The sequence below is a fragment of the Nonomuraea sp. NPDC059023 genome (assembly GCF_042740095.1).
Classification (GTDB): Bacteria; Actinomycetota; Actinomycetes; order Streptosporangiales; family Streptosporangiaceae; genus Nonomuraea.
The window spans coordinates 100,518-121,784 of sequence record NZ_JBHYIO010000013.1 but is presented as its reverse complement, the minus strand read 5'-3'; the positions used below and the strand labels follow the sequence as shown (position 1 = coordinate 121,784).

At 72.4% G+C, this 21,267-nt stretch carries 19 protein-coding genes; 6 read left to right on the top strand and 13 right to left on the bottom strand.

Annotated elements, in window-relative coordinates; translation table 11 throughout:
- Positions 1-77: 77 nt before the first annotated feature.
- From ACFWYW_RS23050 to ACFWYW_RS23040, 3 genes are read right to left on the bottom strand one after another with little or no spacing between them, the layout of a single operon-like run.
- Positions 78-2,564 carry an FtsX-like permease family protein gene (locus ACFWYW_RS23050; protein ID WP_379612562.1) on the bottom strand — a complete coding sequence of 829 codons (2,487 nt, stop codon included), beginning with the start codon at positions 2,562-2,564 and terminating at the stop codon, positions 78-80.
- Entirely contained in the window at positions 2,561-3,253 is a 693-nt protein-coding gene (locus tag ACFWYW_RS23045; RefSeq protein WP_379612561.1) for an ABC transporter ATP-binding protein, read from the bottom strand. The genes ACFWYW_RS23050 and ACFWYW_RS23045 overlap by 4 nt, the downstream gene beginning before the upstream one ends.
- Positions 3,250-3,759 carry a PadR family transcriptional regulator gene (locus ACFWYW_RS23040; RefSeq protein ID WP_379612560.1) on the bottom strand — a complete coding sequence of 170 codons (510 nt, stop codon included), beginning with the start codon at positions 3,757-3,759 and terminating at the stop codon, positions 3,250-3,252. Before ACFWYW_RS23040 ends, ACFWYW_RS23045 begins: the two co-directional genes overlap by 4 nt.
- Before the next feature lie 158 nt (positions 3,760-3,917).
- On the opposite strand from ACFWYW_RS23040, the gene ACFWYW_RS23035 reads away from it, so the two are divergent.
- The gene (locus ACFWYW_RS23035) at positions 3,918-4,847 is read left to right on the top strand and encodes an SDR family oxidoreductase (protein ID WP_379612559.1); all 930 of its coding nucleotides are present in this window, start codon (positions 3,918-3,920) and stop codon (positions 4,845-4,847) included.
- 22 nt (positions 4,848-4,869) lie between these two features.
- Here the strand turns inward: ACFWYW_RS23035 and ACFWYW_RS23030 are convergent, their stop codons facing one another.
- Positions 4,870-6,594, bottom strand: coding sequence for an amidohydrolase (locus tag ACFWYW_RS23030; RefSeq protein ID WP_379612558.1), 1,725 nt, complete (start codon positions 6,592-6,594; stop codon positions 4,870-4,872).
- Between the two features lie 76 nt (positions 6,595-6,670).
- On the opposite strand from ACFWYW_RS23030, the gene ACFWYW_RS23025 reads away from it, so the two are divergent.
- Positions 6,671-7,231 (top strand): TetR/AcrR family transcriptional regulator, encoded by a 561-nt coding sequence (locus ACFWYW_RS23025; RefSeq protein ID WP_379612557.1) that lies wholly within the window; start codon positions 6,671-6,673, stop codon positions 7,229-7,231.
- A 218-nt stretch (positions 7,232-7,449) separates the two neighbouring features.
- Positions 7,450-8,670, top strand: coding sequence for a serine hydrolase domain-containing protein (locus tag ACFWYW_RS23020; protein ID WP_379612556.1), 1,221 nt, complete (start codon positions 7,450-7,452; stop codon positions 8,668-8,670).
- A gap of 51 nt (positions 8,671-8,721) precedes the next feature.
- Here the strand turns inward: ACFWYW_RS23020 and ACFWYW_RS23015 are convergent, their stop codons facing one another.
- The 4 genes from ACFWYW_RS23015 to ACFWYW_RS23000 form a co-directional block, all read right to left on the bottom strand.
- Positions 8,722-9,363 carry a response regulator gene (locus ACFWYW_RS23015; RefSeq protein WP_379612555.1) on the bottom strand — a complete coding sequence of 214 codons (642 nt, stop codon included), beginning with the start codon at positions 9,361-9,363 and terminating at the stop codon, positions 8,722-8,724.
- Complete coding sequence (locus ACFWYW_RS23010; protein WP_379612554.1) at positions 9,360-10,466, bottom strand: sensor histidine kinase; 1,107 nt, start codon at positions 10,464-10,466, stop codon at positions 9,360-9,362. The genes ACFWYW_RS23015 and ACFWYW_RS23010 overlap by 4 nt, the downstream gene beginning before the upstream one ends.
- Positions 10,466-11,263: a hypothetical protein gene (locus ACFWYW_RS23005; protein WP_379612553.1), complete on the bottom strand. Its 798-nt coding sequence runs from the start codon at positions 11,261-11,263 to the stop codon at positions 10,466-10,468. Before ACFWYW_RS23005 ends, ACFWYW_RS23010 begins: the two co-directional genes overlap by 1 nt.
- Before the next feature lie 87 nt (positions 11,264-11,350).
- A complete protein-coding gene (locus ACFWYW_RS23000; RefSeq protein WP_379612552.1) occupies positions 11,351-12,268 on the bottom strand; it encodes an endonuclease/exonuclease/phosphatase family protein in 918 nt (305 codons plus the stop codon).
- A 63-nt stretch (positions 12,269-12,331) separates the two neighbouring features.
- Between ACFWYW_RS23000 and ACFWYW_RS22995 the strand changes: the two genes are divergently transcribed.
- The gene (locus ACFWYW_RS22995; protein ID WP_379612551.1) at positions 12,332-13,462 is read left to right on the top strand and encodes an acyl-CoA dehydrogenase family protein; all 1,131 of its coding nucleotides are present in this window, start codon (positions 12,332-12,334) and stop codon (positions 13,460-13,462) included.
- Here ACFWYW_RS22995 and ACFWYW_RS22990 read toward each other — a convergent pair.
- Positions 13,452-13,742 (bottom strand): hypothetical protein, encoded by a 291-nt coding sequence (locus ACFWYW_RS22990; protein ID WP_379612550.1) that lies wholly within the window; start codon positions 13,740-13,742, stop codon positions 13,452-13,454. The two genes, ACFWYW_RS22995 and ACFWYW_RS22990, sit on opposite strands and share 11 nt — an antisense overlap.
- 262 nt (positions 13,743-14,004) lie before the next feature.
- Here ACFWYW_RS22990 and ACFWYW_RS22985 point away from each other — a divergent pair, with 262 nt between their 5' ends.
- Together ACFWYW_RS22985 and ACFWYW_RS22980 are read left to right on the top strand one after the other, a co-directional pair.
- Positions 14,005-15,192 carry a sensor histidine kinase gene (locus ACFWYW_RS22985; RefSeq protein ID WP_379612549.1) on the top strand — a complete coding sequence of 396 codons (1,188 nt, stop codon included), beginning with the start codon at positions 14,005-14,007 and terminating at the stop codon, positions 15,190-15,192.
- Positions 15,189-15,860, top strand: a complete 672-nt coding sequence (locus ACFWYW_RS22980) for a response regulator (protein WP_379612548.1) — start codon at positions 15,189-15,191, stop codon at positions 15,858-15,860. The genes ACFWYW_RS22985 and ACFWYW_RS22980 overlap by 4 nt, the downstream gene beginning before the upstream one ends.
- Positions 15,861-15,869: 9 nt before the next feature.
- Here ACFWYW_RS22980 and ACFWYW_RS22975 read toward each other — a convergent pair whose 3' ends face one another.
- From ACFWYW_RS22975 to ACFWYW_RS22960, 4 genes are all read right to left on the bottom strand, one after another.
- Entirely contained in the window at positions 15,870-17,024 is a 1,155-nt protein-coding gene (locus tag ACFWYW_RS22975; RefSeq protein ID WP_379612547.1) for a metallophosphoesterase, read from the bottom strand.
- Complete coding sequence (locus tag ACFWYW_RS22970; protein WP_379612546.1) at positions 17,024-17,662, bottom strand: DUF2306 domain-containing protein; 639 nt, start codon at positions 17,660-17,662, stop codon at positions 17,024-17,026. Before ACFWYW_RS22970 ends, ACFWYW_RS22975 begins: the two co-directional genes overlap by 1 nt.
- A gap of 227 nt (positions 17,663-17,889) precedes the next feature.
- Positions 17,890-20,358: an FtsX-like permease family protein gene (locus tag ACFWYW_RS22965; RefSeq protein WP_379641057.1), complete on the bottom strand. Its 2,469-nt coding sequence runs from the start codon at positions 20,356-20,358 to the stop codon at positions 17,890-17,892.
- Positions 20,358-21,131 carry an ABC transporter ATP-binding protein gene (locus ACFWYW_RS22960; protein ID WP_379612543.1) on the bottom strand — a complete coding sequence of 258 codons (774 nt, stop codon included), beginning with the start codon at positions 21,129-21,131 and terminating at the stop codon, positions 20,358-20,360. Before ACFWYW_RS22960 ends, ACFWYW_RS22965 begins: the two co-directional genes overlap by 1 nt.
- Between the last annotated feature and the right edge of the window lie 136 nt (positions 21,132-21,267).

Below are 21,267 nucleotides of genomic sequence, written 5' to 3'. Positions count from 1 at the left end.
CGTAAACTCAACTGATGGTCACCGTGACCACCACCAGTCTGGCGGGTGCGGGCCCAGCACGGCATGGAATGGTCGGGTCAGGGGATGCGAGGGGCCAGGGGCAGTCTGGTCCGGGTGATCAGTGCCGCCGCCGTCGCCAGAACGGGCAGGCCCACCACCACGGCGATCAAGAACGGCCACGGCAGGGCGATCGTGGCGGGATCTCCGGCGCCGTACGTCGTCATCGGCCGGCTCAGCGCCACGCCCGTCACCGTTCCCGCGCCCAGCCCCACCAGCGCGCCCAGCCCGGAGATGTAGAGGGCCTGGCCGGCCACGACCATCCGCAACGTCCCCGGCGGCGCGCCGATGGCCATCATCGTCGAGCGTTCTGGCCGCATGTCGGCGGCCGCCAGGCGCGTGGCGGCCAGCGTGCCACCGACGACGAGGACGAGAGCGCCCGCAAGCCATCCCCACAAGCTGGGGGAGGGCACATTGCGGAAGCCGTCCTCGGAGGCGACCGTCACCCGGGGGGTCACCTTGGCGAGATCGCGCCCCAGCGTGGAGTCGGCCGACGGCCGGTACATGGCGTAGAGCTGGCGCTCCACCGTGGTGAAACCGGCCTGCTCGACGAGGGCACGCGGCAGCAGGGCGCCACCCTGGTGCTCGGCGGCGGGTGTGGCCAGCACCGCCGGCACCTCGAGTTTGCGCGGGGGACCCGATGTCGAACCCGCCCGTAGCGCCAGCTTGCCGTCGCGCACCGCCGCCGCGTCGAACACCACGGCCTTACCGCTCGCCAGCGCCGCGGCCGCCCGCGGATCGTGGCGCCCTTGCAGGAGCCTGAGCAGGGCCTGGTCTCCGATGGCCGCCGTGCGCCGCGTGCGCGTGCCGTTCCATCGCACCGTGTACCGCAGCGCGTAGCGGCGGCCCTGGGCGTCGTTCGCCTGATAGCCGGCGGTCAGCGGCACGCCCGGCAACTGCCGGACCGCTTCCGCGCGAAGCCTGGTCCAGGTCCCGTCGGCCATGGTGCCGCCCCAGATCGCCAGCGTGCCGGTCGGTCGCGCCGAGGTGTAGGCGTTGCGCCGGTCCACGAATTCGCTCTGCGTGCCGATGCCCACGGCGACGACCGCGGCCGTGACCGCCATGACGGCCGCCACGGCGCTCGCCGTACGGGATCGATGGCGGACCGCGTCGCGGACGGACACCCGCAGCGGAAGCCGCAGCCGAGGGGCCACCCGGCCCGTGAAGCGCACCAGCCAGGGAGTCAGCACCACCAGGCCGATCATGACCAGCACCGCGGCGGCCCACACCCACACCGGGCCAGGCTGGCGCCGCGCCACCACGGTCGCCCCCAGCCCGACCAGCACCAGAACGACCCCCAGCACAGGCCATCCGCGCCGGTCGGCCACCGCGGGCGCGCGGCCGGCCAGCACGCTCGCGGGGTCCTGACGAGCCGCCTGTACGGCCGGCACCAGCGCCGCCACGATCCCGGCGAACAGGCCCAGCGCGGCCACACCCAGCACCGGCGCCCACGGCACGTCGACCGGGCCGGCCTGCCCGCCCCAGCGCGCCACGACCTGGGCGCCGAGCAGTCCGGCTCCAACGCCCAGCACGCTCCCCACGATGGTGGCCGCGCCGCCGAGGACCAGCCCGTCGGCCAGCACGATCGTCCGCAGGTGCCCGGCCGAGCCGCCTTGGGCGGCGATCTCGGCCAGTTCCCGACGCCGTCTCCTGAGCCCGACCGCGAAGGCGGGCCCGGCCAGCAGCACGGTCTCCAGCACCACCATGATCACCATGGCGCCGAGTCCGACCGTGTACTGGACACCGGGGGAGTAGGACGCGGAGCCGGGGATGATGGCGGGGGCGGTGACGTACAGGCCGGCCTGGTTCAGCGCGGGCGCATCGGTCCATGACACGGGCTTCGCGGTGTCGGCGAGCCAGCCGGCGCCGTACTCGTATGGAGTCCACAGTTCATCCATGGACGCCAGCGGCAGATCCGGGCCCACGACCTTGCGGAGCGTGGGCCGGTGCGGGTGCTCGACCACGCCCACCACCGTCAGCGGCGGCGTGCCGGGTGGCCGCAGGAGGCCGCCGGGTCGCAGGCCGAGCGCGGGTGTCACCACGACCTCGTGGGCGGCCGCGGGCAGCCTGCCCTCGTTCAGGGTCATCATCCCGCTGGTGAGGGGGTCGCGCAGGTCGATCTCCAGCGCGTCGACCCGTTCGGCGCCCAGCCGGAGCACGCCCTCGCTGAACGGGAGCAGCCGGGTGTCCGGTCCGAGCAGGGCCGCGACCTCGGCGGAGCTGAGCCCGGGAGTGGCCGCCGCGTCGTCTCCCGTGCTCCAGCTCATCCCGTCCGGCTGCTGCCGCAGCACCATGCCCTTCGGTGCCTGGACGAGGCGGGCGTCGGCCGCGCCGAGCTCGGCCACCAGCCCCTCGCGCGGATTGATCGTCACGGTCTCGATGAGGGTGAGCACCGCCGCGATCACCAGGACGGGTAAGCCGATCATCGTCATGATGAGCGCGCTCCGGCCCCGGGAACGCCACACGTTCCGGCGGGCGAGGCGCAGCGCGACCAGCCCGGCGCTCATCGGGCACTCACCAGCGACGTGTCCGTGGTGTCGGTGATCATCCCATCGCGCAGGAACACCACCCGATCGGCCCAGGCGGCGTAGCGCGGCTCATGGGTGACCAGCAGGACCGCCGCGCCCGCGTCGCAGCGGGCCCGTAAGAGCCGCATGATCTCGTCGCCGGTGGGCGTGTCGAGCGCGCCGGTCGGTTCGTCGGCCAGCAGCAACCGCCGCTCACCCACCAGCGCGCGGGCGATCGCGACGCGCTGGCGCTGGCCACCGGACAGCTCCTCGGGGAAGCGGTCCGCCACGTCCGCCGTGCCGATCTCGGCCAGCACCGCCATGGCCTCCTTCCTGGCCGGGCCAGGGCGCACGCCGTCGAGCTCGCGCGGCAGCATCACGTTCTCCGCCGCGGTCAGCGACGTGATCAGGTTGAGGTCCTGGAAGACGTAGCCGACGCGGCGGCGCCGCAGTGCCGCCAGGTCGCGCACAGCGGACAGGTCCTGCTCGCCGAGGTACACCGTCCCCGACGAGGGCCGGTCCAGCGCGCCCGCGAGGTTGAGCAGGGTCGACTTGCCGGACCCGGACGGGCCCATGACCGCGACGAGCTCTCCCTCGTCGACCGCGAGGCTCACACCCTTCAGCGCGTGTACGGCCGTCGCCCCTTCGCCATGGACCCTGGCCACCTCGGCCAGCCGTACAAACGTCATCTTTCCTCCTCGAGAACGGCCTCGCAGTGGTCCAGCCACCGTTGCTCGGCCTCAGCCTGGAAGATCATGGATTCGAGCACGAGCCGCTGGGCCGCGCCGCCCGTGGCGGCGCGCTTGGCTCTGGTCAGCTGCTGAAGGGTGCGCATGGTCGCCGTCCGCTGTGTGTTGATGACCTCGGCGACGTCCCCCTGCTTGGCCGCGACGGCCACGGCCAGCTTGATGACCAGCTCGTCCCGCGGCCGGTCGGACGGGATGACGGGGGTGCTGAACCAGCGCGCCACCTCCTCCTGACCGGCCGCGGTGATCGTGTAGACGACCCGGCCCTGCGCATCCGCCTCGCCCGCCTCGACCAGGCCGTCGCGCTCCAGGCGGGACAGCGTCGTGTAGACCTGGCCGATGTTGAGCGGCCAGGTCGCCCCTGTGGACGCCTCGAACTCGACCCGCAGCTGGTAGCCGTGCCGCGGCCCCCTGCCGAGGAGCGCGAGCAGCCCGTGTCTGACTGGCATGAGTACTTAGTATGCATACGCGGTATGCCCTGCTCAAGGAGATTGACGGCCAAGGCGCCGATGGTGATAGTTTGCGGGCAGATCCGCACCCTTCCCCGGTGGTTGAACGACCCCGGGATGGCGCAAGATCTCCGTCGAGCCGACTGGGAGATTTTGTGATGGGTGAAGTCGAGCGGGTGTTGCTGACCGTGGTCGCCGCGCGCAGGGAAGCGGGCAGCAGCCCGACCGGGATCATCGGCAGGAGCCTGGCGCGTCAGCTGCTCGCCACGGGCGTCCGGGTACGGGTGCTCGCGGAGAGCGGTCTCCTGGACGGCTGGCCGGCCGGGGCCGAGGTGGTCGAGGGCTCCATCACCCGGCCGCGCGAACACGCCGCCGCCTTCGACGACGTCGACGGCGTCTTCCTCGCCGGCGCCCACCCCTCGACCGTGCGGGACGCGCTTGACCTGGCGCTCGCCGCCGGTGTCCGCCGCATCGCGGTGCTGTCCTCTCACGGGCCCGAGTACGAAGCCGACTATCCCCCCGAAACCTGGTTCTGGCTGGCCATCGAAAAGGCCGTCGAGTGCTCGGGGATGGAATGGACGCACATCCGTCCCTCGGCCGTGATGGGCGCCATGATCGAGGGCACCTACCCGGCCACCGGATCGGACTGGCCGCGAACCATCCCCGCCGGACTGGCCGTCCGTGAGCCCTTCCTGGGCATGGGCCACTACCCGTTCATCCACGAGGACGATCTCGCCGCCGTCGCCCTGGCGGTCCTGCGCACCGGGGCCCATGTGGGAACGGTCGTCGAGGCGGTCGGCGTGCCGCTCAGCACCCGGTCACGGCTGGACAGCATCGCCAAGGCCATCGGCCGGGCCATCGACGTCGCCGAGGTGACCCCCGAGGAGGGCCGCGCCGGCTGGCACCGCGACGGCTGGCCCGACAGCGGAATCGACGTGACGCTGTACGCCCTTGAGGAGTACGGCACGCGACTGGCCGAACTGACCCAGTGGACCCTCGACCAGCGGCCCTCGGTCCGCGACCTCATCGGACGCCCGCCGCGCACCTACGACGACTGGGCCATCGAGAACGCCGACCGCTTCCGCTGACCGCGCCCCGTGGGCGGCCGTCCTATCCGGTGAACCGGGACGCGTGCCCCTCGCCGGCCGGTCCGAAGGTGTGACGGCCCCCGAGCAGGGTGTGGCGAACGGTGGCCTGCTCGATTTCCCCGGCCGGGCGGGCGAAGAGGTCACGGTCGAGGATGACGAGGTCGGCGAGCTTGCCCGGCTCGATGGAGCCGGTGAACCGCTCTTGGCGCAGGGCGTAGGCGGCGTTGAGGGTGTAGGCGCGGATGGCATGCCCGAGGCTCGGTACGGCGTGCGGGCCGATGCGCAGGGACGCGGCGATGTTGGGCAGCGGGGAGAGCGCGCCGACGTTGAAGTCGCTGCTCAGCGTGACGGTGGCGCCGTTGTTCATGAGGGCGCGGATGGGCTGGAGCCGCCCGGTGCGCTCGCGGCCGAGGACCGGCTCGTCGCCGCGGCGGTAGGCGGGCACGTCGATGCCGGGCGCCGAGGTCTGGAAGTCGGCGACGACGCCGAGCCGGGCGAAGCGCGGCAGGTCGTCGGGGTGGGGGTACTCGATGTGGGTGATCCGGTGGCGGGCCCCGAGGTCGCCGTTCGCCCGGCGGGCCGTCTCGACGGCGTCGAGCGCCTCGCGGATGCCGCGGTCGCCGATCGCGTGGATGTGCACGGTGAAGCCCGTCCGCTCCAGCCTCGTCACGTAGCGGGCCAGCCGGTCGGCGTCGAAGTAGTTCAGGCCGCGGTCGCCGGGCACGGGGGTGTCGATCAGGTACGGCTCCAGCAGGGCGGCGGTGAGATTGCTGGTGATGCCGTCGGCGCAGATCTTGACCTCGCCGGTGCTGAGCATGCCGCCGGGGCGGTGCCGGAAGGCGCCGGTCAGGGCGGGGAGCTGGAGATCGTCCTCCAGCTCCGGGTAGGCCCACAGCCCGAGCGTGGTGCGCGCGGCGAGCCTGCCCTCGCGCTCTGCCCGCTGCCACAGGTCGAGCTGATGGTGGCGGCCCCGCCAGGTGACGCGGGCGTCGGCGACCGAGGTGATGCCGGCCTCGGCCAGCTTGCGCTGGCTGGCCAGCAGCACCGGGTACTCGTCGGAGGGGAGTGACCGCACCAGCTCGTTGGAGTAGACCATCATGGCGTTGTCCAGCAGCAGGCCGTTCGGCTCGCCGCCGGGCCCGCGCAGGATGAGGCCGCCGGCGACCTCGGGGGTGTCGCGGTCGATGCCGAGCGCGGTCAGGGCCCGGCTGTTGAGCCAGGCCGCGTGCCCGTTCTGGTCGTACAGCAGCGCCGGCCGGTCGGGGACGGCGGCGTCCAGCAGGTCGCGCGGAGCCCGCTCGGAGGGGTGCAGCCGCGTGATGTCGAAGCCGTAGCCGGTGACCCAGCCGTGCCGCCCGTGGCCGGCGCAGGCGCGTACCTGCTGGACGAGGCGACGCGCGTCGGCGTCGAAGTCGAGCAGGCAGTCGTCCTCCGTCTGCCCGGACAGACCCTCGATGGGATGGCAGTGCACGTCGTGGAACCCGGGCAGCACCAGCCCGCCCTCGGCGTCGATGATCTCGGTACGCGGACCCACCAGAGGGTCGAGTTCGGCGCGGGAGCCGACGGCCTGGATCCGGTCGCCCGAGATCGCCACCGCCTCCGCCCACGGACGCCGCGGGTCCACCGTGTACACCCGGCCCCCCACGATCAGCCGATCGGAGCGCTTCTCGTGGGCAGGGGCGCAACCCGTGCCGAGCAGCCCGATCGGGGCGGTGAGCAAGGTGCGGCGGGGGAGGGGATGAGCCATGCCGCGCATGGTACTCACATGCTCCATTTGAAACAACAACGTTTCAAACAGAGCAGTGCTGCTAAGCTCGCAGGCCATGCGCGGATCATCGGGAACGCTCGTAGAGATCGCCACACAGGCGTTGCTGGCCAACCCCACGGCGTCGCTGGCCGAGGTGGCGACCGCGGCGGGGGTGAGCCGGACGACCCTGCACCGCCTCTACCCCACCAGGCGGGCGCTGCTCGTCGCGGTCGCCACCGAAGCCGTCGACCGGGTCGAACGCGCCTACGCGAACGCGGGGCTGGCGGCGCCGGGCGAGGAGGCCGAGGCCGCGCTGCGCCGGTTGCTCTCGGCCCTGATCCCGCTCGGCCCGCAACTGGAGTTCATCCATCGCGAACGCGGCCTCGACGAGGAGCACGCCCTCCACGCCCGCTTCGACGCGCTCGACGACCTCGTCATCGACCTGGTGAAACGCGGCCAGCGGGCGCGGGTGCTCCGCTCCGACCTGGCCGCCTGGTGGATCGTCTCGTCGCTGAACGGCGCCGTCTACGGCGCGTGGGAGTCGATCGAACTCGGCAGGCTCGCACCCCGAGACGCCCCCGGGATGGTGCTGTCCACCCTGCTCGACGGCATCCGGCCGGGGCCCGCTGACGGCTGATCGTGCATTCATCGGCATCTCATTGCAAGTTGGCTTCTTCTCGCCTTGCGTTCATCGTCACATTCATTGCAAGCCTTATCGCTATTGGCCTGCGTAAATGCAAATGCATCAAGGATTTATGTTGCGGATTCTGTGAATGCAAGATAGCTTTTGGCTCGCACTGAATGAGTACTATCGCGAGCCGGGCGATCTGTGTCGCCCGCCGGGAAGGAATCGACATGACCACATCTCTCCCCTCAACGGCAGGGCTTCTCCTGGCCACGGTGATGCTGGTGGGGACGGTGACCGCGGCCCCCGCCGCGGCGGACGCCCCCGGCCACACCCAGGTGCAGAAGGCGCTCGACCGGGCCGTGGCCGATGCCGGTGTGCCCGGAATGACCGCCGAGGTACGCGACCGTCACGGGCGGTGGTTCGGCTCGGCGGGCGTGGCCGACACCCGCACCGGCCGCAAGCGTCAGCCGCACGAGCGGTTCAGGATCGGCAGCGCCGCCAAGCCGTTCACGGCGACCGTGGTCCTGCAACTGGCGGCAGAGGGGAAGCTGAGCCTCGACGACACCGTGGACAAGTGGCTGCCCGGCCTGGTCACGGGCAACGGCAACGACGGCGGCACGATCACCATCAGGCACCTGCTCAACCACACCAGCGGGATCTTCAACTACGGCAACGACAAGGAGGAGTTCGCCAAGTTCTCCGGCCCCGCGTGGCTCAAGCACCGCTACGACGCCTACACGCCCGAGCAGCTCGTCAAGATCGGCCTGCGCAATCCGCGCTCCTTCGAGGCGCCCGGTGACGGCTTCGTGTACACCAACACCGGCTACATCCTCGCCGGGATGATCGTCGAGAAGGTGACCGGCAGGACGCTCGCCAAGGAGATCTCGCGGCGGATCGTCCGCCCGCTGCGCCTGACCGGGACGTACCTGCCCGGCACGGAGACGAAGATACGCGGCTCGCACCCCCGGCACTACTCGACGTTGTTCGCCGCGGAAGACGACGCCAAGGTCTACGACGTGACCGACCAGAGCGCCACCACCGGCTGGGCGGCCGGCGGTGTGGTCTCCACCCTCGGCGATCTGCGCCGATTCGCCGGCGCGCTGCTGCGCGGCAAGCTACTCCCGCCCGCCCAGCAGCGGGAGATGTTCACCATGGTCAAGACCGGGATCGAGCTGCCGGACGGCAGCTGGAAGGACACGTGGATCCCCGCCACCACGTACGGCACCGGTGTCTTTTCGTGGGACCTGTCGTGCGGTGTGAAGGTGTGGGGCATCGGCGGCGCCATCACCGGCGGGTTCTCCTTCGCGATGGGCACCAGGGACGCCAAGCGCATGATCGCCACCAACATGAACATCGACCGGTACGGCCGGAACAACTCGCTCGACACGATCAAGACCGTGTTGCAGGCGGAGTTCTGCCCATCCGGCTCCCCGACGCAAGGCAACTGACGATCAGCGCGGCCACCACCCGCGCCGTGCCGGGCCGGTGCCGGACTGCCGTCAGCGCGGGCGGGTCAGGCCGTGTTCGTAGGCCCAGATGACGGCCTGGACGCGGTCGCGCAGCCCCAGTTTGGCCAGGATGCGGCCCACGTGCGTCTTCACCGTGCCCTCCGACAGGAACAGCAGGCCCGCGATCTCCGCGTTCGTGTGGCCCCTGGCGATGTGGCGCAGGACTTCGCGTTCGCGGGCGGTCAGCGGGTCGGGTCCCGGCGCGGGGAGGGTGGGAGCCACGTGGTCGAGCAGGCGGCGGGTGGTGGAGGGCGCGATGACCGCGTCGCCCTCGTGCACGGTGCGCACGGGCGCCAGCATCTCCTCGGCGGGCGCGTCCTTGAGCAGGAATCCGGAGGCCCCGGCACGCAGCGCGGCGAAGGCGTACTCGTCCAGATCGAAGGTGGTCAGCACGATCACCTTCGGCGCCTCCGGAGTGCCGGCGAGCAGTTCGCGGGTGGCGGCCACGCCGTCCATGCGGGGCATGCGCACGTCCATGAGCACGACATCGGCCCGCACGGTGCGCAGCCGGGCCAGCGCGTCGGCGCCGTCGCGGGCCTCGCCCACGACCTCCATGTCCGGTTGCGCCTGAAGCACCATGACCGTTCCCGTCCTGACGAGGTCCTGGTCGTCCACGACGAACACCCGGATCACAAGCTCTCCTTCCGGTACGGCAGGCGGGCCACCACCGCGAACCCGCCTTCCTCGCGCGGCCCCGCCACCAGCGTGCCGCCCACGGCCGTCACCCTCTCGCGCATCCCCGCCAGGCCGTTCCCCCGGCCGTCCGCCGCCCCGCGGCTCGTGCCGTCGTCGGTGACGGTGACGACCAGGGCGTCAGGCGTCCAGTCCAGGTGCACGGCGGCCGTCGCGGCGGGGCCCGCGTGCTTGAGCGTGTTGGTGAGCGCCTCCTGGACCACCCGGTAGGCGGCGAGCTCGGCGGCCGGGCCGATGGAGCCGGCCGTACCCGTCTCGACGGGGCCGGACGCGCTCGACGCGGACAGCAGGGCGGGCAGGGCGGCCAGCCCGGGGGAGGGGTCCAGCGGGGCGGTGTCGGTGCGGAGCACGCCGACCAGGCCGCGCATCTCCGTCAGGGCCCGGCGGCCGGTCTCCTCCACGGTGGCCAGCACGTCCGTGGCCCGCTCCGGCGCGAACCGGCCGCCTCTCGCCTGGGCGACGATCACGGCCAGGGCGTGCGCGATCACGTCGTGCATCTCGCGGGCGATCCGCGCCCGCTCGGCCAGCGTCGCCCGTGCGGCCGACGCCTCGGCCTGCTCCTCCAGCAGCGCGACGTAGGCGAGCTGGGTTCGCCGGTACAGGCCGAAGCCCCAGGAGGCCATCACCATCGAGGCCAGCAGGCCGAGCAGGAGCCATGGATCGGGCCCCAGGTGGGCGGCGGTGACCGACGGGTCGTGGGCGAATCGGTAGGCCGCCACCCCGGCCCCGGCCAGTCCCGCGGCCAGGGGCGGGAAACGCCTGCCGTACGCGGTGCAGGAGTAGATCGCGATCGGGAAGACGGCCACGGACGGCAGCACGAGGAACAACCCGGTCACGGCGACCTGGACGGCGAAGGCGGCGGCGACCACGACGAAGGCCCAGAGCCGCCGCCGGTAGGCGAGGGCCGCGTGCGCCACCAGGCAGGCGCCCACGAGCAGGGCCGCGCGTACACCCGGCACCGACAGCACCGCCACCACCACCGACAGCGACAGCAGCGGCACGCCGGCGACGAACGCCAGGGCCAGGTCCGCGCGCCGCGGCATCACCGCGGCGTCGCCCGCTGGTAGGACAGCGTGGCCGCGCCGACCGCCAGCCCGAACAGCAGCCAGCTCCCGTACACGAGCCCGACCGTCACCACTGCGGCCGGGTCGGACAGGGGCACGGGCCCTTCGGTGAGGCCGAGCATCTGCGACAACGTACCGAAAACGGACATGGCCCCCATGGTGGTCAACATAGCAGCGCCCGCCCAGCCGCCCGTCAGCACCAGCCGCCGCGGCAGCCGGCGCCCCCACCGCTGAACCAGGGCCAGCGAACCCACCGCCCCGATGAGCAGCATGACCAGCTCGCCGGCCGGGAAGCCCTCGTCATAGCCCATGGGACGGAGCAGCGTGCCGCCCGCGGACCAGTACAGCTTGGCCATGGGATAGACGAACCCGATCGCGAACGCGCCGTAGCCGGGCCACGCCCCGCCCGGGACCCTGAGGCGCGGCAGCAGCACCGCACCCAGCAGCGCGCAACCCGTCAGGCTGAGCCCGCGCAGCGCCATACCGGGCCAGTCCACACGCGCGAACTCTCCCGCCGGAATCCCGGTGACGGCGAAGAACGCGCGGAAGCCGTCCAGCACGACGCCGCCCGCCGACCACAGCAGCAGAACGGCGGGCAGCAGCCCCACCGGGTGCGGCTTCATCACGAAGATCGCGCCCAGCACGGCGGCCAGGACGGTCACCCAGTGCGGCGCGAAGCCCGTGGTGTAGGGGAGCGTGGGGAACGGCACGAGCGCGATTGCCGCGACGAGCGCGAGAACGATCAGCGCCGAGATCCGCATACGTTGAAGTCGCATGACGCCAACGATCGCGGCCGGGGCCCGCCGGCCGCGTCCGCGTCAGGTCCAGACGAGATCTGACCTGAGAGGTATTGACAGGGCTCGCTAGACCTTGAGGTAGCCGATCAGGGGCGCGTGGTCGGAGTAGCCGTTGGGCGAGACGTCCTTGACGTTCGGTGTCCGGTCCATCAGCGACTGGTCGGAGTCGCAGGAGGTGAACCGTCTTGAGCCTGACACCTTGCTCGCGAAGATGTGGTCGCGCTTGCGGTAGACGTGCTTGCCGTTCGTCCACGCGTGGTGGGTGACCTCGTTCCTCGTGGTGCCGGACGCGTCGCACTCCTCGTACGCGCTCGACAGGGGCCGCAGCTCCGCCGAGCCGGGGAACAGGTTGAAGTCCCCGCCCAGCACGACGTCCAGCCCGCCCTGCGACACCGCCGCCTTGACGTTGGCGACCTGCTTGGGGCGGCGCAGGTCCTTGGGGTCGGCCAGGATGTGGGTGGTGCAGATGTGGGTTCGGGGCCAGTTCCCGGCTCGTACGCACAAGGTCGGCAGGGTCTGCTTGTTCTTGCCGGAGGGATCCGGCGGCAGCGTCTGGGTGACCTTGGTGCCGGTGATGGGCGACTTCACCGCGATGCCCACGCCGAGTTCGCCGGACAGCTCGCCGCGGCAGTCGGTGCGGCCGTCGGGCCGGGCGCCGCTCGCACGGGCGAAGGACCAGCCGGGCCCGAGCGCCGCCTTCAGCCGTTCGAGATGGCTGTCCGGCGCGAGGCCGCACACCTCCTGCAGCAGCACGACGGTGGCCTGATGGCGCGACACGAGGCCGGCGATCTGTTCGACCTTGGCGCCCGGGTCGTCGCGGTAGGGGCAGTAGCCGTTCTCGCCGCGCGGGCTGCCCGCCTCGCCGCAGATGTTCCACGTGATGACACGCAACGGCACGGCCGCCGCGGCCGGGACGGCGGCCAGAGGCGTCGCGGCCAGCGACGCCGCCACGACCGTACGCAGGAATCTCGCTCGCTTGGACATGGGCCGGGATTCTAGGGCCGAGCGCTATCGATACGCTTACCGCCGTCCGCCTAAGATCACGTCATGCCGGATCAGAAGAGGGAAGCGCATCCGCTGGCGCCGCCGCCGGAAGAGCAGCACTGGGTGCGGACCGCGGCCGAGCTCGCCAAGGAGTTCGCCAGGACCGCGGCCGCCTACGACGAGAGCACGCTGGTCCCGCGCGAGAACCTGGAGATGCTGCACGCCGCCGGCCTCGACGCGGCGCTGCTGCCCAAGCGGCTCGGCGGGCAGGGGCTGAGCTACCGGAGCTACGGCGAGATCGTGCGCCTGGTCAGCGCGGCCTGCCCGGCCACCGCCTGCATCTGGGTGATGCACATCGGGGCGGGCGTGGGGCTCGCCGAGATGTCGGCGCCGGAGGCGGGGCGCTTCTACGCCGACGAGCTGATCGCCGGGCGGCGCTTCGCCAACGCGCTGTCGGAGCCGACGGGCGGCAACCTGTTCCTGCTGCCGCAGCAGCACGCCCAGCCCGCTCCCGGCGGGTTCCGGCTGTCGGGATCCAAGCGGTTCACCTCCGGCTGCGAGATCGCCGACCACTTCCTCGTCAACGTGCTGGTCGACGGGGTGCCGACGTTCTTCGGGGTGGAGGCGGGCGAGTCGATCCGCCACCTGCCCATCGGCGACACCATGGGCATGCGGGCCAACGGCAGCCGCCTCGTCGAGTTCTCCGGCACCCTGTTGCGCGAGGACCGCCGCTGCCCGCCCCCGGCGGGGCCGCGGCCGAACCACATCGGGTCCGGGATCGCGTTCCTGTCGCTGGGCATCGCCGACGCGGCGGTCGCGGCGCTGGTCGCCCACGCCCGAGGACGCACGATCCCCACGACCGGCGAGCCGCTGTCGGCGATGCAGTGGCTGCGGTTCGACCTGGCCACGGTCCACAGCCAGGTGGAGGCCGCCGGCATGTACGCGCGGCACATGTCGTGGCTGGCCGACCAGAACGACCCCGGGTTCAACTCCGCCACCCTGCGCGCCAAGGTGCTGAGCAACCAGGTCGCCATCGACGCCGCCCAGCTCGCCCTCAAGGCGGGCGGCGGCTCCGGCTTCCTCAGCACGTCCCCCATCCAGCGCATCCTGCGCGACGCGTACGCGGGCTGGGTGATGGCGTACTCGGTCGAGGTCTGCCGCGACCGGATCGGGGAGGAGCTGTTCAGCGACTGACGGCGGGGCGTCCGTCCACGGCGGCGAAGAGCCGCAGGGGAACGGCCGCGACGGCGTTCACCTGCGTCGCGTAGCGGTGAATGGTGCTGACTTCGGCGCGTTCGGGCAGGTAGAGGCTGACCACGAGATCGGAGTCCGGCGCGACGTCCAGCTTGACGGGATCGCTGGTGAGCCGCGCGCCCGCCGGAGCGTCACGGCCCGCTTCCCGCCGAAGGTCACGCGCCGGTCGGTGGCGGGGTCGATGCCGGTTCCCGTCGTGCCGGCGCGCGGTCACGTGCACGGGGCAAAAGCAAGCCCATCTCCTTGGGGCGCGACATCCATCGGGCGACGACGACATCGTGTCGCCATCGCCCGGCCCGGATCGTCAGCCCTGGGGTGCGCGGCCGCCTCCACACAATGCGCAATCGTGCGCCACCGGGATACCACCCGGCCCGCGGCCGGGTCATCGCCGCGTCGTACCCGCGATGTATCCCCACGGGGGACGTCCGCGACGGCCGGCCACGGAACAATGCGGAGCGACACCTGACAGGGAGGACGCCACCGTGGGGGAGGACACCGCCCCTCGTCTCGGGCTCGCCACCCCGGCCGAGCGGGCGATCGACGCAACCTGGGTCGCCGTCACCGCGGCGATCAACGTCGGCGGCGTGGTCGTCGTGGCCGCGCACAACGATGCCCTGGGCGGGCTGACGCCCGGCGTCGTGCTCCTGCTCATGATCGGGCCGGTGCTGCTGTGGTGGCGCAGGCGCGACCCGTGGCTGGTACTGGCCGGCTGCGTCGCCGTCACCTGGACGTACATCCTCGGCGGCCTGCCGCCCGGACCCGTCTACGGGCCGATGATCGTCGCCTTGGTCAGCGCCGTCGTCCACGGCGCCCGCTGGGCGGCCTATCTCGTGGTCGTCGCCACACTGGCCGGGCACGCCGGGGCCGGCCTGCTGCCCGGCCGGGACGCCTCGTCGCTCACCGCGATGGGAGCCCTGACCGCGTGGCTGCTGTTCCTCCTCGCCTTCGGGGAACTGATCCGGCACCGCCACGCCCTGACCGAGGAACGCCGCCGGCGCCGGGCGGCCGGCCTGGAAGCCCACGCCGACCAGCTCAGGCGGGAGGCGGCGGAGGATCGCCTGGACCTGGCCCGCGAACTGCACGACGTGGTGGGCCACCACCTGGCGGTGATCAACGTCCAGGCCGCCGCGGGCCTGCATCTGCACGCCGCGCGGCGGCCCGGCGTCGAGGAGGCCCTGCGCGTCATGCGGGAGGCGAGCGGGCGCGCGCTCTCCGACGTGCAGGTCCTGCTGGACGCGCTCAGAAACCCCGGCCACGCCGCGTCGCGGTTGCCTTCTCCCTCGCTGTCGGACCTCGACGGCCTCCTCGGCTCCGCGCGTGCCGGCGGGCTCGACGTCGAGGTCGTCGTCACCGGCGAGCCGCGGAGCCTGCCCGCCGCCCACGACCTGGTCGCCGGGCGGGTGGTCCTGGAATCGCTCACCAACGTGCTCCGGCACGCCGGGCGCCCCAAGACCTGGGTCCGCATCGACTACCGCCAGGAACGGCTGTGCGTGGGGGTGGACAACGCCGCGCCCACCCCCGAAGCCGCCCGTACGCCCGGCGGCGGGCGCGGCATCCCGGGCATGCGCGCCCGCGTGGAGACCTGCGGCGGCACGCTGACCGCCGGCCCGCTCGAACCGTTCGCCTGGTCCGTACGGGCCACCCTTCCCCTCCAGGAGCAGCACCGATGATCCGTGTCCTGCTGGCCGACGATCAGCGCCTCGTGCGAGCCGGCTTCGCCGCGCTGCTGTCGGGCGCCGACGACGTGGAGGTCGTCGGCGAGGCCGGCGACGGGCTGGCCGCGATCGAGCAGACGCGGACGATCCGGCCGGACGTCGTGCTGATGGACATCAGGATGCCGAGAATGGACGGCCTTGAGGCCACCCGCGCGATCCTGTCCTCGCCCGCCACCGCCGAGGTGAAGGTCGTCATCCTGACGACCTTCGAGATGGACGAGTACGTGTTCGACGCGCTGCGGGCGGGCGCCGCCGGTTTCCTGGTCAAGCACGGCCTGCCCGACGAGCTGATCAACGCCGTGCGTACCGTGGCGGCCGGGGAGGCCATCCTGTCCCCGGGCGTGACCCGCCGGCTGATCGCCGAGTACGCGCGCCGGGCCAGGCCGCTCGACCGGCGCGCGAGCTTCGGCGAGCTCACCGACCGGGAACGCCAGGTGGTGACCCTGGTCGCCCGGGGCCTGGACAACGAGCAGATCTCCGGCGCGCTGTTCCTCAGCAACGCCACGATCCGCACCCACGTGAGCCGGGCGATGATGAAGCTCGATCTCAGGAACCGGGCTCAACTCGTGGTCTTCGCCTACGAGAGCGGTCTGGTCAGCCCCGGCTGGGACCATCAGGCCTGACCGCGGCCGTCAGATGGCGAGTTCCACGATCGTGATGTCCGGCGGCGCGCCGACCCGGACCGGCGGGCCCCAGAATCCCGCCCCCTTGGTCACGTAGAGCTGCGTGTCGCCGAAGCGCCCGTGCCCGGCCAGCGTCGGCTGTGCCCAGGAGGTGATCAGGTTCAGCGGCACCATCTGGCCGCCGTGGGTGTGCCCGGACAGCTGGAGATCCACGCCGTGCCGCATCGCCTCGTTCACCTGGATCGGCTGGTGAGCGAGCAGGATGACCGGGCGGTCCCGGTCGCGGTCGCCGAGCGCCAGGTCGTAGTCGGGTCCGTGGTCCTGCCGGGCGCCGGTCACGTCGTTGACGCCGGCGAGGTCGAGGCCGGGCAGCTCCACGCGTTCGTTCTGCAACGGCCGGACGCCCAGGTCCCGCAGTTCCTCGATCCACGCGGTCGCGCCGGAGAGATACTCGTGATTGCCGGTGACGAAGAACGTGCCGTGCCGGCTGCGCAGATCGCCCAGGGGAGCGGCGGCGGAGGCGAGCTGCTCGACGGTGCCGTCGACGAGATCTCCGACGATCGCGACGAGGTCGGCCTCCGTGCGGTTGATCATGTCGACGATGCGCTGCGTGTGCGCTCTGCCCAGCATCGGCCCCAGGTGGATGTCGCCGACCAGCGCGATCCGGAGCCCCTGGGCCTGGGCTCCGCCGCGGCGTAGCCGTACGGTGACGTGGTCGAGGCGGGGCGGGCTCAGGGCGGTCACCATGCCGTATCCGACGACGGACGTCGCGGCGGCGCCCGCCGTCACCGCGATCGAGCGGGCGAGGAACGCCCGTCGTGCCGGGTCCGGAGCCTCAAGCCGCGCCTTCGCCCGGCGTCTGCGGGTCAACGCCGCGGCCAGCCGTACCGGCTCGGCGAGAATGAGCAGGATCAGCAGGTAGACGGCCAGGCCGTACCAGATGTTGGTGGGCCACGCGATCCAGCGGGACACGGCGATGTCCAGGAAGAACGGCGTGATGAGCGCGGCCGGGACGAACGTCGCGAGCACCACCGCGAGGACGGTGCCCACGCGGCGAGCGCGGGAGCGGGCCGGCGTGGTGGCCCGGACGAGGCGGGCCCACAGGTAGATGTGGGCCAGCAGCCACATCACCGACTGTCCCGCCACCCATGGGGGAATCGTCATCAGGTCACGCTCCGGGTGCGGGACCTCCTGATGAGGATCTCCGCCACGACGAGGTTGACGATCCACCCGAGCGCCTGCCCGATCGGGATCATGGACTGGACGTCGGCCGCACCGCCGAAGGGCAGGTGGGCCAGCAGGATCAGCGGCACCAGGACGCGTGAGGTGACGGCGAGGAAGGTGAGCGCGTAGTTGCGCGTCATCCAGTTCCGATGGCGGGCGAAGTCGCGGTCGCGGGCGGCCCGGACGGCGAGCCCGCCGGTGACGAGCCACAGGACGGCGGGGACGACCAGGCCGACCTGGGTGATGAGACGGCCGGAGAGCAACGCCACCGGTATGGCGGTCAGCGCCGAGGGGAGCACGCCCGCGAGGAGATAACAACGGCCGATCATCCGGTGTACGCGCCCGCGCGCCCGGATCGCCGGGACGAACTGGAGCGGGCCGAGGACGAGCGCGATCAGCGCGGTGAAGATGTGGGCGACGAGCAGGTGGTAGTGCGTCCCGCTCGTCACCTCGAGCCGGCTGCCGTTGACGTCGAGCCCGAGATAGGGGCTGACGAGCACGGCGCCGACCACGGCCGCGACGACGAGCATCAGCCAGATCTTGCGGGCTCGCGCGGGCTCGCTTCGATGGTGGATCATGGATTTCCCCGGGCTAGTGTGTCAAGACCGCCCATCATGCGGCGCGGCGGATCGCCCGGCATCGGCCGGCGGGAGTACACGTACTGCCGTCAGGAGGCTGAAGACGCGCACGTAGGTTCCAACCCCGACGTCCCACGCGAGGCCGGGCGCTCTACCACGACCACCACTGGACCCTGAGCTCTGGAACGCGCCGCGCTCGGCCTGCGCTGAGAAGCCCGGGGATCACCTCACTCGGTCGCCACCGCCTCGATGGGCGGGCGGCGCGTGCTCCGCCAGGCGGGGACGAGCATGGACACCAGGGCGAGCGCCGCCGCGGCCGCGACGATCGACAGGAACGTCAGAGGCGAGCCGGACGGCAGCGGCGTCCCCTTCACCACCAGGCTGAACGGGACCAGCGTGGTGGCGGCGGCGACGCCGCCCAGGATGACGCCGATGATCGCCACCAGCGTGCCCTCGACCAGGACCATGCGCAGCACCTGCCCGCGGGTCGAGCCGGTGAGGCGCTGCAGGCCGAACTCGCGCCGCCGCGCGAGCGTGGCCATGACCTGGGTGTTCACCACCGCGATCACGGTGTACGCGGCGATCATCCCGACCAGCGCGTAGTTCACCCACGCCCCGAGCGCCGCCTGGTCCTGGAAGGAGCGCAGCTGTGCCGTACGGTCGCCCAGGACGACGTCGTGACGGCCGGCCGCGAAGTCCCGCAGCGCCCCCACGTCGGCGGACCGCACCAGGAGCTGCGTCGGCAGCCCCGCGGACGTGTGCGGCGCCAGCGTCCGCACCGGCATGAGCAGCGTCTCGAACCCGGGCCGGGCCGAGACGGTCGCGACCACCTTCGCCGTCAGGGGGAACCCGTCGCCCAGCCGCAGCTTGACCGTGTCACCCACGCCCACGCCCCACCGCCGCGCCAGCGGGGACGGCAGCGCGACGGTGTCGCCGGTGAGAGCGGACAACGATCCGCCGGTCACCGTGTACCCCGCTGTCCGGCTCACCCCGCCCGCGCTGACACCCTGGACCGGCCGGCCCTCGTCGGAACCGTCGGCCGGATCCATGACGAACACCGACGACGACACGACCTCCGACACCGCGCTCACCCCGGGCACCGCACGGACCCGGTCGGCGACGGCGGGTGAGATCCCGCCCGCCGTCGCCGTCAGCACGGCGTCCGCGCGCAGATTCTCGGTGTACGCCTGCCGCGCCGCGTCGGTCATCGTGGTCTGCAGGAAGATGTTGGCCGTGGCGATCCCGGTCGCGAGCATGATCGGCGTCGCCGCGGCGGCCACCTTGACCGTGTACGCCCCGGCATTGATCATCGCCAGCCTGCCCGGCTCACCGGTGACCAGCCCCAACGGCCCGCGCAGCAGGCGTACGCACACGGTGGTCACGCCCGGCGCGACGAGCGCGAGCCCGATCGCCCAGACCATCGACGTCGGACCGGCGGTGGACGCCGCGACCGGCCCCTCGAACAAGGTCACGGTCGTGACCATCAGCACGATGCCGCCCGCGAACGTCAGCGACGCCAGGATCGCCCGCGGCCAGGTCAGCCAGCGCCGCTGGATCGCCGCCTCCGCCAGCGCCTGGGTGGGCCGGATCCGGGCGGCCCGGTGCGCGGCGATCAGCGCCGCGCCGGCGGCGCCGATCAGGCCGACCCCGATCGCGACGAGGACCGGCAGCGCGCCCTGCTGGTAGATGAGCTGCGGCGGCGCCATTCCGGCGCCGGTCATCAGGCTGAGCAGCCACTTCGCGAGCAGGACGCCGGGCAGGCATCCCAGCGCCGACGCGACGACGGCCAGCAGCATCGACTCGCCCAGCACCATGGCGCGCAGCTGGCCCGGCGTGGTGCCGATCGTGCGCAGGAGAGCCATCTCCCGCTCGCGCTGCTGGATGGAGAGCACGAGCGTGGAGGCGATGACGAACACCGCCACGGGAATGGTGAGCCCGCCGGTGACGCCGGCGAGGATGACCAGCATGGTCCCCGCCGCCGCGACCTCGGGGAACTCCGAGACGCCGCGCTCGTTCCCGGTCAGCAGGACCGCGCCCGTCCCCTTGAGCTTCTGCGCCACCCGGTGCGACAGCTCGGCGACGTCGGCGCCCGGGGCCGCGACGACGCCGATCAGGTCGGCCCCGCCGGTGCCCGACAGCCGCGTCACGTCGGCGGTGGCGAAGTAGACGCCGTCGCCGTCGACCGTGCCGCTGACCCGGTACCGGCCCTCTTCCCCCCGGGCCACGAGGTCCACCGTGTCACCCGTCCGCACGCCGTACCCGCGGCCGAGGACGATCTGTCCCCGTGACGGCGCCGAGCCGTCGGCGAGCGTGTACGGGGCGAGCACGCTGGTCGCCCAGTCGTGCCCGCTGACCTGCCTGCCCCGCAGCGAGACGGGAATACTGACATCCGGTACGGCGGCGCCGACCCCGGGCAGCTCACGGATCCGGTCGGCGAGCCCGCGCTCGACCCGTACCCGCTCGGGCAGGAGCGCCGTCTCCGCCTCGTCGCCACCGCCCGGCAGCTCCAGGCTCTTCCCGGCGACGACGTGGATGTCGGCGGCGGCCAGGCGCTGCAACGGCGCCGTGGCACGCACCCCGGTCTCCATCAGCGCCCCGGTCGCGAACACGATGACCGCGCCGAAGAACATGGCGACGAACGTTCCCGCGAAGGCGCCCCGGCGGTGACGCAGCGAGCGCAGAGCGATCCCGAACATCAGCGTCCCCCGGCCACGGCGTTCCCGGCGGCCCACGCGCCGAGATGGGTGAGCCGGTCGGCCACCGCGTCGGCGGACGGCCTGGCCAGCGAGCCGGCGAGCCTGCCGTCGGCCAGGAACACGACCTGGTCGGCGTACGCCGCCGCCACCGGGTCGTGGGTGACCATGATGATGCTCTGGCCGCTGTGGTCGACCGCCGACCGCAGCAGGTCCAGAACCTCCCGCGCCGTCCTGGTGTCGAGGGCGCCGGTCGGTTCGTCGGCGAAGATCACCGCGGGCCTGGTGACCAGCGCCCGCGCGATCGCCACCCGCTGCTGCTGACCGCCGGACAGTTCCGCGGGCCGGTGGCCCACCCGGTCGGCGAGGCCGACCCGGCGTACCACCTCGGCGACCAGCGCCCCGTCGGCCTTCCTGCCCGCGAGCCGCAGCGGCAGCGTGATGTTCTCCGTCACGTTCAGCGCCGGTAAGAGGTTGAACGCCTGGAAGACGAAGCCGATCCGCTGTCGCCGCAGGCCGGTCAGCGCACGCTCCGACAGCGTGGTCAGGTCGGTGCCGTCAAGGGTGACCGATCCCTCCGTCGGCCTGTCCAGCCCCGCCGCGCAGTGCAGCAACGTGCTCTTGCCCGAGCCCGACGGTCCCATCACCGCGGTGAACGTCCCCTTGCGGAAGTCCAGGGTGACGCCGTCGAGCGCGGTCACCCCGCTGTCCCCGTGCCCGTAGATCTTGCGTACGCCGCCCAGGCCGACGGCCACCGGCGTGTTCTTCACGTCCATCTCTGCCCCCTTGTCCTCGCCCTGGCCATGAGCGTAGGGAGCGGGCATCCCCGCGACGATCATGCTGGCGGTACCCAGGAGGTAAGGGCAGCACCACCACGCCTCAAGAGATCCGATGTATTTACCCAGGCATCGA

Bases quoted from the DNA above. Each gene is read 5' to 3' on its own strand.
- ACFWYW_RS23050 (WP_379612562.1), bottom strand. From the start codon at position 2,564: ATGAGCGCCGGGCTGGTCGCGCTGCGCCTCGCCCGCCGGAACGTGTGG.
- ACFWYW_RS23045 (WP_379612561.1), bottom strand. From the start codon at position 3,253: ATGACGTTTGTACGGCTGGCCGAGGTGGCCAGGGTCCATGGCGAAGGG.
- ACFWYW_RS23040 (WP_379612560.1), bottom strand. From the start codon at position 3,759: ATGCCAGTCAGACACGGGCTGCTCGCGCTCCTCGGCAGGGGGCCGCGG.
- ACFWYW_RS23035 (WP_379612559.1), top strand. From the start codon at position 3,918: ATGGGTGAAGTCGAGCGGGTGTTGCTGACCGTGGTCGCCGCGCGCAGG.
- ACFWYW_RS23030 (WP_379612558.1), bottom strand. From the start codon at position 6,594: ATGGCTCATCCCCTCCCCCGCCGCACCTTGCTCACCGCCCCGATCGGG.
- ACFWYW_RS23025 (WP_379612557.1), top strand. From the start codon at position 6,671: ATGCGCGGATCATCGGGAACGCTCGTAGAGATCGCCACACAGGCGTTG.
- ACFWYW_RS23020 (WP_379612556.1), top strand. From the start codon at position 7,450: ATGACCACATCTCTCCCCTCAACGGCAGGGCTTCTCCTGGCCACGGTG.
- ACFWYW_RS23010 (WP_379612554.1), bottom strand. From the start codon at position 10,466: ATGCCGCGGCGCGCGGACCTGGCCCTGGCGTTCGTCGCCGGCGTGCCG.
- ACFWYW_RS23005 (WP_379612553.1), bottom strand. From the start codon at position 11,263: ATGCGACTTCAACGTATGCGGATCTCGGCGCTGATCGTTCTCGCGCTC.
- ACFWYW_RS23000 (WP_379612552.1), bottom strand. From the start codon at position 12,268: ATGTCCAAGCGAGCGAGATTCCTGCGTACGGTCGTGGCGGCGTCGCTG.
- ACFWYW_RS22995 (WP_379612551.1), top strand. From the start codon at position 12,332: ATGCCGGATCAGAAGAGGGAAGCGCATCCGCTGGCGCCGCCGCCGGAA.
- ACFWYW_RS22980 (WP_379612548.1), top strand. From the start codon at position 15,189: ATGATCCGTGTCCTGCTGGCCGACGATCAGCGCCTCGTGCGAGCCGGC.
- ACFWYW_RS22975 (WP_379612547.1), bottom strand. From the start codon at position 17,024: ATGACGATTCCCCCATGGGTGGCGGGACAGTCGGTGATGTGGCTGCTG.
- ACFWYW_RS22970 (WP_379612546.1), bottom strand. From the start codon at position 17,662: ATGATCCACCATCGAAGCGAGCCCGCGCGAGCCCGCAAGATCTGGCTG.
- ACFWYW_RS22965 (WP_379641057.1), bottom strand. From the start codon at position 20,358: ATGTTCGGGATCGCTCTGCGCTCGCTGCGTCACCGCCGGGGCGCCTTC.
- ACFWYW_RS22960 (WP_379612543.1), bottom strand. From the start codon at position 21,131: ATGGACGTGAAGAACACGCCGGTGGCCGTCGGCCTGGGCGGCGTACGC.